The 11161-nt window shown below is 64.1% G+C and carries 15 protein-coding genes; 12 read left to right on the forward strand and 3 right to left on the reverse strand.

Going from position 1 to position 11161, the window contains the following annotated elements; translation table 11 throughout:
• Positions 1 to 55: 55 nt before the first annotated feature.
• From JOZ06_RS08400 to JOZ06_RS08415, 4 genes are all read left to right on the forward strand, one after another.
• Positions 56 to 304 carry a HypC/HybG/HupF family hydrogenase formation chaperone gene (locus JOZ06_RS08400; RefSeq protein WP_293231267.1) on the forward strand — a complete coding sequence of 83 codons (249 nt, stop codon included), beginning with the start codon at positions 56 to 58 and terminating at the stop codon, positions 302 to 304.
• A 7-nt stretch (positions 305 to 311) separates the two neighbouring features.
• Positions 312 to 1448 (forward strand): hydrogenase formation protein HypD, encoded by a 1137-nt coding sequence (gene hypD, locus JOZ06_RS08405; protein WP_293231269.1) that lies wholly within the window; start codon positions 312 to 314, stop codon positions 1446 to 1448.
• Positions 1445 to 2482, forward strand: a complete 1038-nt coding sequence (hypE, locus tag JOZ06_RS08410; RefSeq protein WP_293231272.1) for a hydrogenase expression/formation protein HypE — start codon at positions 1445 to 1447, stop codon at positions 2480 to 2482. The genes hypD and hypE overlap by 4 nt, the downstream gene beginning before the upstream one ends.
• 84 nt (positions 2483 to 2566) lie before the next feature.
• Complete coding sequence (locus JOZ06_RS08415; protein ID WP_293231275.1) at positions 2567 to 3220, forward strand: DUF975 family protein; 654 nt, start codon at positions 2567 to 2569, stop codon at positions 3218 to 3220.
• Here JOZ06_RS08415 and JOZ06_RS08420 read toward each other — a convergent pair.
• A complete protein-coding gene (locus JOZ06_RS08420) occupies positions 3202 to 3924 on the reverse strand; it encodes a cyclic nucleotide-binding domain-containing protein (protein WP_293231278.1) in 723 nt (240 codons plus the stop codon). The two genes, JOZ06_RS08415 and JOZ06_RS08420, sit on opposite strands and share 19 nt — an antisense overlap.
• Positions 3925 to 4011: 87 nt before the next feature.
• Here JOZ06_RS08420 and JOZ06_RS08425 point away from each other — a divergent pair, with 87 nt between their 5' ends.
• From JOZ06_RS08425 to JOZ06_RS08435, 3 genes are all read left to right on the forward strand, one after another.
• Entirely contained in the window at positions 4012 to 4428 is a 417-nt protein-coding gene (locus JOZ06_RS08425) for a DMT family transporter (protein ID WP_293231280.1), read from the forward strand.
• A 9-nt stretch (positions 4429 to 4437) separates the two neighbouring features.
• Positions 4438 to 4950, forward strand: a complete 513-nt coding sequence (locus JOZ06_RS08430; RefSeq protein ID WP_293231283.1) for a DMT family transporter — start codon at positions 4438 to 4440, stop codon at positions 4948 to 4950.
• A 62-nt stretch (positions 4951 to 5012) separates the two neighbouring features.
• Positions 5013 to 5699 carry a hypothetical protein gene (locus JOZ06_RS08435; protein ID WP_293231286.1) on the forward strand — a complete coding sequence of 229 codons (687 nt, stop codon included), beginning with the start codon at positions 5013 to 5015 and terminating at the stop codon, positions 5697 to 5699.
• Here the strand turns inward: JOZ06_RS08435 and JOZ06_RS08440 are convergent.
• Positions 5673 to 7079, reverse strand: a complete 1407-nt coding sequence (locus JOZ06_RS08440; protein ID WP_293231288.1) for a PLP-dependent aminotransferase family protein — start codon at positions 7077 to 7079, stop codon at positions 5673 to 5675. The genes JOZ06_RS08435 and JOZ06_RS08440 overlap by 27 nt on opposite strands.
• A 90-nt stretch (positions 7080 to 7169) precedes the next feature.
• Here JOZ06_RS08440 and JOZ06_RS08445 point away from each other — a divergent pair, with 90 nt between their 5' ends.
• The 5 genes from JOZ06_RS08445 (at position 7170) to JOZ06_RS08465 (ending at position 10642) form a co-directional block, all read left to right on the forward strand.
• Entirely contained in the window at positions 7170 to 8543 is a 1374-nt protein-coding gene (locus JOZ06_RS08445; protein WP_293231291.1) for a pyridoxal-dependent decarboxylase, read from the forward strand.
• A 74-nt stretch (positions 8544 to 8617) separates the two neighbouring features.
• A complete protein-coding gene (locus JOZ06_RS08450) occupies positions 8618 to 9010 on the forward strand; it encodes an SgcJ/EcaC family oxidoreductase (RefSeq protein WP_293231294.1) in 393 nt (130 codons plus the stop codon).
• A gap of 11 nt (positions 9011 to 9021) precedes the next feature.
• On the forward strand, positions 9022 to 9762 hold the full coding sequence (locus tag JOZ06_RS08455) for a class I SAM-dependent methyltransferase (protein WP_293231297.1): 741 nt from the start codon (positions 9022 to 9024) through the stop codon (positions 9760 to 9762).
• Between the two features lie 90 nt (positions 9763 to 9852).
• Positions 9853 to 10314 (forward strand): GNAT family N-acetyltransferase, encoded by a 462-nt coding sequence (locus JOZ06_RS08460; RefSeq protein WP_293231300.1) that lies wholly within the window; start codon positions 9853 to 9855, stop codon positions 10312 to 10314.
• 91 nt (positions 10315 to 10405) lie between these two features.
• A complete protein-coding gene (locus JOZ06_RS08465; RefSeq protein WP_293231303.1) occupies positions 10406 to 10642 on the forward strand; it encodes a hypothetical protein in 237 nt (78 codons plus the stop codon).
• A 113-nt stretch (positions 10643 to 10755) separates the two neighbouring features.
• On the opposite strand, the gene JOZ06_RS08470 is transcribed toward JOZ06_RS08465, so the two are convergent.
• On the reverse strand, positions 10756 to 11161 hold a 406-nt coding region (locus tag JOZ06_RS08470), incomplete at its 5' end, for an Rpn family recombination-promoting nuclease/putative transposase (protein WP_293231305.1).

Genomic DNA, 11161 nt, shown 5'->3' on the forward strand with positions numbered 1-11161 from the left:
TCCACATGGTTTCCTAAGTGTTTGTGAGTGAATCGGCTCTATGAGGACGTGACTTATGTGTTTGGCCATACCGGCGCGGGTGATCGAAGTGTTGGACGGCGATCGGGCGCGCATTGAGCTGTCCGGCGTGCAAAAGGAAATCGCGACGGACCTGGTGGACGCGGTCGCGGTCGGCGACTATCTGATCGTGCACGTCGGCTACGCCATCGGCAAGCTCGACCCGGAGGAGGCGGCGCAGACGCTGGCGCTCCTGGCCGATATGGGTAGCGACGCCGATCTCGCCAATCCGGCTGCCTATCGTTGAGGGCGCTATGAAATATATCGACGAATTCCGCGATGGCGAGTTGGCGCGCCAACTCGCCCGCGCCATCGCCGCCGAAGCGCGGCCCGATCGCAGCTACCGGCTGATGGAGTTTTGCGGCGGTCACACGCATGCGATCTCCCGCTACGGTTTGCTGGATTTGCTGCCGCCGCCGGTGCGCATGATTCACGGTCCGGGCTGTCCGGTGTGCGTGTTGCCGATCGGCCGCATCGACAGCGCCATCGAGCTCGCAACCCAACATGGCGTGGTGTTGTGCACGTACGCCGACACGTTGCGCGTGCCGGCCTCGGGCGGCATGTCGCTGTATAAGGCGCGCGCGGAAGGCGCCGACGTGCGCATGGTGTATAGCTGCGACGACGCGCTGGCGCTGGCCGCCGCGCACCCCGAGCGCGAGGTGGTGTTCTTCGCCATCGGCTTCGAGACCACCACGCCGCCGACCGCGGCGATCATCCGCAAGGCGGCCGAGGCGGGGCTGACGAACTTCAGCGTGTTCTGCAATCACGTGCTGACCCCGGCGGCCATGGTGCACATCATGGAAGCGCAGACCGACCCCGACGCCGTGGCGCTCGACGGCTTTGTCGGCCCGGCGCACGTCAGCACCGTCATCGGTTACGGCGCCTATCAGGCTTTCGCCGACCGCTACCAAAAACCCGTGGTCATCGCCGGCTTCGAACCGCTCGACGTCATGCAATCGATTCTGATGCTGGTGCGTCAGATCAATGCCGGCCGCGCCCTCGTCGAAAACCAATTTACGCGCGCGGTCAGCCGTGAGGGCAATCTGAAGGCGCAGGCGTTGGTGGATAAGATCTTTACCTTGCGCGCGTCGTTCGATTGGCGCGGCTTGGGCGAGGTCCCCGATAGCGCTTTGCGCATTCGCGACGACTATGCTGTTTTCGATGCCGAACGCCGCTTCGGCCTGAGCTATCGCCAAGTGGCGGACCACAAGGCCTGCGAGTGCGCCGCCATTTTGCGCGGCCAGAAACGGCCGCAAGATTGCAAGGTGTTCGGTACCGTCTGCGCGCCGGATCATCCGATCGGCGCCTGCATGGTTTCCTCCGAAGGCGCTTGCGCCGCCCATTACACCTACGGCCGTTTCCGCACGGCCGCGCCACAGGACCACGCATGAGCTATTCTCGCCCCCTGGACATCAAAAACGGCCGTGTCGATTTGACGCACGGCAGCGGCGGCCGCGCCATGGCGCGCTTGATTCATGACTTGTTCCTACGCCACTTCGACAATCCGTGGCTGGCGGCGCAAAACGACGGCGCCTGCTTGCCGATGCCGGCCGGCGGCCGGCTGGTGATGGCCACCGACAGCCATGTGATCTCACCGCTGTTCTTCCCCGGCGGCGACATCGGTTGTCTGGCGGTGCACGGCACCGTCAACGACGTGGCGATGAACGGCGCCACCCCCTTGTACCTGGCGGCCAGCTTCATTCTGGAAGAGGGCTTCCCGCTCGCCGATCTGGCGCGCATCGTCGAGTCGATGGCGAACGCGGCGCGCGAGGCCGGCGTGGCGATCGTCACCGGCGACACCAAGGTGGTGGAGGAGGGTAAGGGCGACGGCGTGTTTATCACCACCACGGGCGTGGGTAGGGTGCCGGATGGCATCGAGGTGTCGGGCGATCGTTGCCGGCCGGGCGATAAGATCGTGCTGTCCGGCTCGATCGGCGATCACGGCATGGCCATCATGTCGTTGCGCGAGGGGCTACGGTTCGATAGCCCGATCGTGTCCGATACCGCCGCGCTCAATGGGCTGGTGGCGGCGATGCTCGCGGCGGCGCCGGATATGCGCGCGCTGCGCGATCCGACCCGCGGCGGCCTGGCGGCGGTGCTCAACGAGTTTGCCGGCCAATCGGGCCAGGGCATGGTGATTCACGAGCGTGCGATTCCGGTGCGGGAGGCGGTCAGCGCCGCCTGTGAGCTGTTGGGGCTCGATCCGCTCTACGTCGCCAACGAAGGCAAGCTGGTTGCGGTGTGTCCGCCCGAGTCCGCCGAGCGTTTGGTGGCGGCCATGCGCGCGCATCCCCATGGGCGCGAGGCGGCCATCATCGGCGAGGTGATCGCCGATGACCATCACTTTGTGCAGATGGAGACGGTGTTTGGTGGACGGCGCATGGTCGATTGGATCAACGGCGAGCAATTGCCGCGGATTTGCTGAGGCGCGCCTCCCGCTGCGACGGTGCATGGCGCTCCAGCTTGCTGCTATGATGCCGGAATACAACGTCCAGGGAGTACCGCATCGATGAGCCGCCTGTCCACCACCCCCAACGCGCAGATCATGACAGAGGCTCGCGCGGCGCTTTCCGGCCGCTGGGCGCTGGCGGTCGGTATGAGCGCCGTGCTGTTCGGCATCGCGCTCGTCAGCGCCATGCTCGGGCATCTCGGCTCACTGCTTGACGTGCTGATCAAAGGGCCGCTGGAAATCGGCGTGGCGACGGTCTTCCTGCAATTCATTCGCGGGCAAGAGTCCCGCGTGAGTCAGCTGTTCTGCGGCTTCGACCGTTTCGTCACCGGGCTTGCCGCCTATTTGCTGATGATTCTGTTCATCTTCCTGTGGGCGCTGCTGTTGATCGTGCCGGGCGTCATCGCCATGTTGTCTTATGCGATGACGTTCTACATTTTGGCCGACGAGCCGGGCATCGGTGCGCGCGCCGCCATCGCCAAGAGCAAGATCATGATGTTCGGCAACAAGTGGAAGTATTTCTGCTTGATCTGCCGTTTCGCCGGCTGGTTTCTGCTGGGGGTGGCGACGCTCGGCATTGGCTTCCTGTGGATCGTGCCGTACATGATGACCAGCTTTGCCCGTTTCTACCTCGATCTTTGCGATCTGCCGGCCGAGATTGCGCCGCCCGCCGTGCCGGCCGAAGCGGAAGGCTATCACTTCGGCGACGAATAAAGCGACGATGCCGCGTTGGCCATGTCTTCGGTCATGACGTAGATACCGCCGGCGCGGCGCGCCAGTTCGTCGCGCCGCAGCACGCGATACCGTCGCTCGTTTTTTTCCAGCACCCCCTCCGCGCACAACGCCTGCAAAGAGCGATGCAGGTGGCGAAAACTCACCCCTAGGCAATCGGCGATCTGTGTCAGATTGCCGCTGAACCACATCCCGTCCGCCTCAAGCCGCGCCGTGGCTTGGATGTAGCTGGCCAACCGGTCTTCCAGCGGATGCAGCATATTGAGCGCGCTGTTTTGGATGACGCGGCCAAGCTTGCGTCCGAGCGAACGGCAGAGCGACTGCAAAAAGGCCGGGTCGGGCGCCAAGTGCGCGCGCACGTAATCCATCGGTAGGGCGAGACAATGGCAATCGCTCAACGCCTCCACGCGCGACGTGGCCACGCTTTCCGGTTCGAATAGCTCCAGATCGCCAAATAATTGCAGCGGTTGATAGAAGCACAACAGCAGTGTTTTTCCGTTTGCCATCGGCAGCACCACCCGCGCTCGGCCATCGACGAAGAACAATAGTTCGTTGACCGGCAGGCCTTGATGCACCAGCGCCTCGCCGCAGGCATAGCGGCGCAGCCGTAGGTGCGGCAAATGCGCTTCGGGCAAAAAACGGTGCAGATGATGCTGCCGATACCAAATGGCGATGCGCGGGTCCATGCGATTCTCCTTGACGTTGCGATTGTGACATTTGTCATAACGGTTGCCAAACCGTGCGCCGTACGCTGGCGGCAAGGAGGGCAACCTATGTTTACTTGGATGGCGTTTGCCAGCGGCATGCTGACCGCGCTGATGATTCATTTGAACGGCGCCTTGGCACGTAGCCTGGGCAACAATCCTGCGAGCGTGATCATTCACGCCAGTGGGCTCGGCGTGGTGCTGTTGCTGTTGTCCGTGCGTCGTTTCGCACTGTGGCGGCCAGGCGTGGCGCCCTGGTGGTATGGGGGCGGCGCGGTCGGATTTCTGATTGTCGTGTTCGCCAATGCCGGCTTTCTGCGTCTGGGCGTGGCGCTGACCGTGGGGCTGGGTATGTTCGGGCAGACTGTGTCGGCGATGGTCGTCGATCATTGTGGGTGGCTCGGCGTGCCGCGCGTGCCCTTTGACGTTCGAAAACTGCCGTGCTTGGCGCTGATTGCCGCCGGCATCGCGTTGATGGCGCGCTGAGGGGGATTCATGATCGAAGCGATCGTTTTGGCGCTGTTCTCGGGTGTGGCGCGAACCGTGTCGCGCTTGCTGAACGCGCGCTTGGCGCAGTCGATCGGCGTGCTGCCCGGCACGCTGGTCAATTATCTGGGCGGGCTTGCTACCGCTACGCTGGCTTGTTTGACATTACGCGACGCGTCCCTATGGTCTGCTGCCGCCTGGCCGGCCGTGCCGGCGTGGGCCTGGTTTGGCGGGGCGGTCGGCGTGTTGTTTGTGATCCTGTGCAATCGCGCCACGCCGCACTTGTCGGCTTTTGCTATGACGCTGCTGATGTTCGGCGGTCAGATGGTGGCGGGGCTGCTGCTGGATGCGTGGCAGCATGGCGGATTCGATGCCGTGCGCGTGGTCGGTGCGCTGTTGGCTGGCGTGGGGTTGGCGGGCACGGTAAAGCTGGACCGAGGGGCACGAAGCCATTTATCCATTACAGAGGATAAAAGTCTTATATCTCATCAAATATCTGATGAGGGCAAGAGATTGTTGTAATATGTGACAAAATAATAATATTTATTAAATTCACCTGTTGTGGCCTGTGCCCGGAGATTGTCGTGCAAAGAATTCGGCTTGCCTTGCTACTCGTCGCGTTGCTGGCCGGATGCGCCGGCGTGCCGCAAAAACCGTTGTCCGGCGCCTCCGCCGCAGTGCTCAAAAATCAAACGCTGATTGCTTCCTTTGCCGACAAGCCGGATTTCGCCGCCTGGACGCCGGGGAAGATCGTGTTGGCGGGAGGGCTGTTCGGCGGGATGTGGGCGGTGTCCGCGGGCAATGGCATTGTCGAAGAGAATCATGTTCCGGACCCGGCGGCCCAAATCGCCTATAAGCTGACCCTGGCCATGGCGGCGCGTTACGGCGCCGACGCCAAGCCCAGATTGTTGCGCGTCAACTCGGATGCCGTCGAGGACATCGCCGATACGGCCCGCGCCAGTACCCGCTACATCGTCGATGTACGTACGCTGCACTGGGGACTATCCGCGTTTCCGGGGAGTTGGTGGCGTTACCGGGTTCAGTACGCCGCCAGGGCGCGCTTGATCGATACCTGGCAGCGTTTGGTCTTGGCCGAAGGACGATGTGATTTCACGCGGCTGGACGACCGCAGCGCGCCAACTTATGACGAATTGGTCGACCGGCAAGCGGCCGGCTTGAAGTGGGAGCTCGGCACGGCGACGGCCCTCTGCGTGAACGTGCTGCAGCAGCAGATGCGGCTCGCGCTAAATGGATCGCGCGAGCTTGCCTAAGGTCGCGACGGCCTGATCGATGCGCGGTTCCCACGGATTGCCGGCGTTGAGCCGCAGGCAATCGCCATATAAGCCTCTGGCGCTGAATACGGCGCCCGGCACGAGGCCAATGCCCTGTGCGCGGGCGGCGCGGTAGAGCGCCAGACCATCCTGCCCGTCGGGGAGCTGCACCCAGACCGCGTAGCCGCCGTCGGGCCGGGCGAGCCCGGCGCCGGCGGGAAAGTGGCGCAAGACCGCTTCGCTTAAGCGGTCGACCTGTGCCGCCAAGGCGGGCTGCAGCCGTCGCAGGTGGCGGCGGTAGGCGCCGCGGTTGAGAAAATCGGCCAGCGCGAGCTGCAGCGGGGTATTGACCGCCAGCATGCCCGATAGATGCAGCGCGGCGAGGGCGGGCAAGTGCCGTCCCGGCGCGCACCAGCCGATACGGTAGCCCGGCGCCAGCGTCTTGGAAAACGAGCCGCACCAAATGACCCACCCGTCGCTGTCCCAAGCCTTGATCGGCAGAGGGCGCGGTCCGCCGTGGCCGCACTCGCCGAACACGTCGTCCTCGATGACCACGGTGCGATGCAATGCCGCCAATTGCGCGACGCGCTGCTTGTCCTCCGGGCTCAAACAGAATCCGAGCGGATTGTGATGATTGCCGCTCAGCAGCGCCACGCGCGCGTCGCCCGCGGCCAGGCAGGCCGCGAACCGACCGAGATCCATGCCGCGCGCGTGGCAAGGAATTTCCACGACACGCCGGCCTAGACTGGCCAACAGCTGCAGCTGGCCGCTATAGCAGGGGGAGGGGACGGCGATGGCATCGCCTGGGCGGCTGACTGCCGTGAGCGCCAGGTTCAGCGCCGGCATGCAGCCGTTGGTGATCAGGAGATCCTCCGGCGCCAACGCCATGCCGTCCTCGGCGAAGTGGCGGCACAGCGCTTGGCGCAGGGCGGGCTCGCCCGCCAGTTGGCCGTAACCGGCGGCGCTTTGCGGCGCGCGCCGCGCCGCCCGCGCGAGACTGAGCTGCAAATCGGTCAGCGGCAGTAGCGCCGGGCTCAGCATGACCGTGCCCAATGGCACGTGAGCCGGGTCCTGGGCGCCGCGGCGCACTTCGGCGATCAGCGCGGCATTGTCCACCGGCGTGGCGTGCGGGTCGAACAGCGGGAAGCGTGGCGCGCGCGCCGTCTGCGGCCGGGCGCGAACGAAGAATCCTGATTTGGGCGCGGCCACAATCTCGCCTTGCGCCTCCAACCACTCGTAACTCTTGATCGCCGTGGTCAGACTGACGCCTTGCTGGCGGGCTTGCGCGCGAATCGATGGCAGGCGCTGGCCCGGCGCCAGGCGGCCCTGTTGAATGTCGCCGCGCAATTTGGCGGCCAGCCGGAGATATTTGGCGTTCATCTGTATCCTGTTTTATTTGTTTTTTTGTATCTGTGCTCTTTTACATGAAAAGCATACGCTGTTGTCACTACAAACGACAGGAGTAGAAGGATGGATGCCTTGCTGCAGGATCAACAGGCGCTGTTCGCGCTACAAGAAGACATCATGGCGTGGAGCGCGTCCTGGCTGCGCCAACTGGACGCGCGGCCGGTCGCCCATCCCGGGGACCCGCTGCCGCCGCCGCGCCCCTTGCCGACGACCGGACTCGGGTTGCCGGCGGTTTGGCAAGCGTTTAAGCAGGACCTGGCGCCGGGCTTCAATGCCGCGCCTGGGCCGCGCTATCTGGGATTTGTGACCGGCGGCGTCACGCCGGCATCGTTGGCGGGAGACTGGCTGACCGCGGTGCTCGACCAAAACGTGGCCTCAACCGGCAATTCGATCGCCACCGGCGTTGAGCTGCAGGTGCTCGACTGGCTGTGCCAGTTGCTGGATCTGCCGTCGAGCCTCGCCGGCAGCCTGACCACCGGCGCGACGGCGGCCAATCTGCTGGGCATGGTCTGCGCGCGCCAGCACGCCGGCTGGCGCCAGGGGCGGGATGTCGCCCGCGACGGTCTTGGCGGGGTGGCCATCGAGGTATTCAGCGCCACGCCGCACGCGAGCAGCCTCAAGGTGCTGGGGCTGGTGGGGCTGGGGCGCGAGCAGGTCGTGGCGGTGCCTTGCTTGCCGGACTCCGAGGCCATGGACGTGGCGGCGCTCGGCAGCCTGTTGGCCGGAAGTTCCGCGCCGGGCAAGATCGTGATCGCCAGCGCTGGCACGGTGACCGGCACCGATTTCGACGATTTGGCGGCGATCGCCGCGTTGTGTCGCGCGCATCATGCCTGGCTGCACGTCGATGGCGCGTTCGGCTTGTTCTCGCGGCTCGATCCGTCGCGGCGCGAGTGGACCGCCGGCATCGAGCAGGCCGATTCCATCACCTGCGACGCACACAAATGGCTCAACGTGCCCTACGATTGCGGCATTTTCCTCACCCGCCACGCCGAAGTGCTGCAACAGTGCTGCTCGGTCAGCGCGCCCTATCTGGATCAGGACGACGCCTTGCCGGCGTTGATGGACCGCGGTATCGAACAGTCGCGCCGTTTCAGGGCATTGCCGCTTTGGTTCAATCTGCTCGCGTACGGCCGCGGCGGCGTGCGGCAGTGGGTGGAGGCCAACTGCGATCAGGCGGCGCGGCTTGCCGCTTGGCTGGAGGCATCGGCCGATTTCGAATTGCTTAAGACGCCGAAGTTGAACGTGGTCGTGTTCCGCCCGGTGCGCGGCGAGGCTCAGGCACTCTTGCAGCAGCTGAATGCCGGGGGCGAGGTCTTCATGACCCCTGGCCAATGGCGGGGGAAAGCGGGTATTCGTGCCGCCTTCAGTAACTGGCGTACCACGGATGCGGATGTTGAGCGAGTGTGCCGGGCGCTGGCGCGCGTTGCTGGCGCTTGACCGGGCTCATGCCGCCATGCAGTATGGATAATATTCCAATTGAATGGCGGGTGCGTACCTGAGCGAGGGGCGAAATGCAGACACATCCGTTGGCGGCGCTGATCGCCGCGGCCGACCGGGCGATCAGCACGCAGGATTACGAGGTGTTGTTGGACTTCTATGCCGAGGACGCCGCGTTGGTGGTGAAACCCGGCCTGGTGGTCCATGGCAAAGCGGCGATCCGGCGCGCGTTCGAGGGGATCGCCGAGCATTTTGGCCATCGGCTGCGGGTCGGGCAGGGCGAGATTCAAGTGATTGAAGGCGCGGATAGCGCGTTGGTGGTGATGGAAACGCTGCTGACGTTCCCCGTTGGCTTGGGGCGCGAAGAAACCGTGACGCGCCGGGCAACCTATGTCTTTCGCCGTGACGGCGATGTCTGGCGTTGCGTGATCGACAATTCGTACGGCACCGATTTGCTGACTGCATGAGGAGGGCTGCCATGGAAGCGCTGTCCTATACCGATCCGAAACTCGCGGCGTTTTACGACGCGCTCAATGCCGGCGACGCCGACTTTCGTTTCTACGAATCGCGTATCGGCCCGGCGCCGTGCGATGTGCTCGACCTCGGCTGCGGCACCGGTACCTGGGCGCTGCGGCTGGCGGCGCAAGGACACCGGGTGTGCGCCCTCGATCCGGCTGAAGCCATGGTGGCCGTCGCCCGCGGCAAAGATCGGAATGAAGAAGTGCAATGGCATGTGGGCGAGCTGTCGCTGTTGCCGCCTGAGGCCGCCTTCGATGTGATCACCATGACCGGTCACGCCTTTCAGTGCCTTTTGGCGGATAGCGATGTGGCGCATACCCTGCGCGGCATGTACGAGCGTTTGCGCGCGGGAGGACGCGTGATGTTCGAGACGCGCAATCCGGCGTTGTTGCCGTGGCGGCACTGGACGCCGCAGGGCTCGCTCAAGCGCGCGCCGTTCGACGGCGGCGGCACGTTGGAGTACTGGAACGTCCTACTGGCGCACATCGGCCAATTGATTCAATTCGAGAGCCATTACCGCATGCTGCCGGCGGGGACGCATTGGGTCAGCGAAAGCCAGTTGCGCTTCATGCACCGCGCTAGGCTTGCCGAGCATCTGGCGGCGGCGGGATTCGACCGGGTCGACTGGTACGGAGATTGGGATGGCTCCCCGTATGAGTCGCTGGAAAGTCGCGAGATTATCGCGGTGGCGTATGTCTGATTCTTGTTATCGCATCAAGTATTTTGCACTCTCGTAGATAGGATTTATTCTGAAATAAGGGATGCTATATTCTCTGCGCCGGAGACGAACATGTATCGTGTGGCCACTGAAGACCCGATGTCCGCCGACGCCGTCATGCTGCAAAGTGCGCTGTCGAGCACGCTGTGGCGATTGACCGGTTCCAGCGGTAGGGCATCGTTCGATCCATCCGAGCTACGGGACGTGCGCGCCTGTTTTGTCGTGGCGCGCGGCGAGCGCGGCGAGCCGGTCGGTTGTGGCGCGCTGCGGCCGATCGAACCCGGCATTGCCGAGATCAAGCGCATGTTCGCGTTGCCGGGACACCGCGGCGTCGGCCGCAGCGTGCTGGCGCATCTGGAGTCCGAAGCGCGGCGGCTGGGATACGAGGAAATCTGGCTGGAGACGCGTGAGGTCAACCAGCGCGCGGTGAGTTTCTACGAACGCCACGGTTACGTGCGCATCGCCAATTACGGCCAATATACCGGCCGCCTGGACGCCGCCTGTTTCGGCAAGTGTCTGCCGCGTGCCAGCTAGCGCGCCGCGTCTTTTAGGATTCCGCCGAGAGGCGCGCGCCGCCTCGTGATCGACAATCGCTCCTTGAGAGGGTCTCCTTAGGGGAGCGGTCATGTTTTTATTTCAGCTTGATCTGGTGCCTTGGATGCGGGCCGCGACGCGCTATCGCCGCCGCTTGGCCGTCACGCCGCGTGTCGCGCGTCAGGGTGAGCCGCTGCAGGCCGTCATGCGCCGTGTGGCGTTGCGCCATGCGCCGGGAGGCTGCGGCATGTTGGCTGCGCGCCGGCTATGGGCCGCGCAGCAGCAGGCGGTATCACCGAGCGGCGGCGTGGTGCGGACCACGGCGTGATTCGGTACGCGGCCTGTCCGCCTGCGTCATCGTGGATAAAGAAAAAGCACCGCCTCTTTCGACGAGAGGCGGTGCTTTTTCGCTATTAGGGTCTGTCTGCCCGTCGAGAGGACTCAGTGACTGAATTGATCGAGCTCTTGCTCGGAGAGGCCCGTACATTGCATGACGACAACACGGTCGATACCGTTCATGAGCATGGCACGCGCTACTTCTTGCCGGCCTTTCTGCGTGCCCTTCTCGATACCCTTCTCGATACCCTTCTCGATGCCCTCCTGGATGCCCTTCTGCCGGGCCTCCTCACGGAGTCTTTCTGCAATGGTCATGACAACCTCCTCGTACTGCGGCGCGCTGTGCGCCAGAGCATCCAACAAGACGTTCGGCTGGGTCGTATCGCCAGCCAGCAGCATGTAATTAATTAAACTTTCCAATTGCTCTCGGCTACATGTGCCGAGACTCAATAAGAATCGTAGGTCATCGATCAGTTCCATCATATCACGCCGACGGTGATGCTTCTGCACC

Origin of the sequence: Paludibacterium sp. (assembly GCF_019232825.1) — a bacterium.
Lineage (GTDB): Bacteria > Pseudomonadota > Gammaproteobacteria > Burkholderiales > Chromobacteriaceae > Paludibacterium.

Coding starts and splice junctions, on each gene's coding strand:
- JOZ06_RS08400 (WP_293231267.1), top strand. CDS start 56: ATGTGTTTGGCCATACCGGCGCGGGTGATCGAAGTGTTGGACGGCGAT.
- JOZ06_RS08445 (WP_293231291.1), top strand. CDS start 7,170: ATGGATGCCTTGCTGCAGGATCAACAGGCGCTGTTCGCGCTACAAGAA.
- hypE (WP_293231272.1), top strand. CDS start 1,445: ATGAGCTATTCTCGCCCCCTGGACATCAAAAACGGCCGTGTCGATTTG.
- JOZ06_RS08440 (WP_293231288.1), bottom strand. CDS start 7,079: ATGAACGCCAAATATCTCCGGCTGGCCGCCAAATTGCGCGGCGACATT.
- JOZ06_RS08455 (WP_293231297.1), top strand. CDS start 9,022: ATGGAAGCGCTGTCCTATACCGATCCGAAACTCGCGGCGTTTTACGAC.
- JOZ06_RS08420 (WP_293231278.1), bottom strand. CDS start 3,924: ATGGACCCGCGCATCGCCATTTGGTATCGGCAGCATCATCTGCACCGT.
- JOZ06_RS08430 (WP_293231283.1), top strand. CDS start 4,438: ATGATCGAAGCGATCGTTTTGGCGCTGTTCTCGGGTGTGGCGCGAACC.
- JOZ06_RS08460 (WP_293231300.1), top strand. CDS start 9,853: ATGTATCGTGTGGCCACTGAAGACCCGATGTCCGCCGACGCCGTCATG.
- JOZ06_RS08425 (WP_293231280.1), top strand. CDS start 4,012: ATGTTTACTTGGATGGCGTTTGCCAGCGGCATGCTGACCGCGCTGATG.
- JOZ06_RS08465 (WP_293231303.1), top strand. CDS start 10,406: ATGTTTTTATTTCAGCTTGATCTGGTGCCTTGGATGCGGGCCGCGACG.
- JOZ06_RS08415 (WP_293231275.1), top strand. CDS start 2,567: ATGAGCCGCCTGTCCACCACCCCCAACGCGCAGATCATGACAGAGGCT.
- JOZ06_RS08450 (WP_293231294.1), top strand. CDS start 8,618: ATGCAGACACATCCGTTGGCGGCGCTGATCGCCGCGGCCGACCGGGCG.
- hypD (WP_293231269.1), top strand. CDS start 312: ATGAAATATATCGACGAATTCCGCGATGGCGAGTTGGCGCGCCAACTC.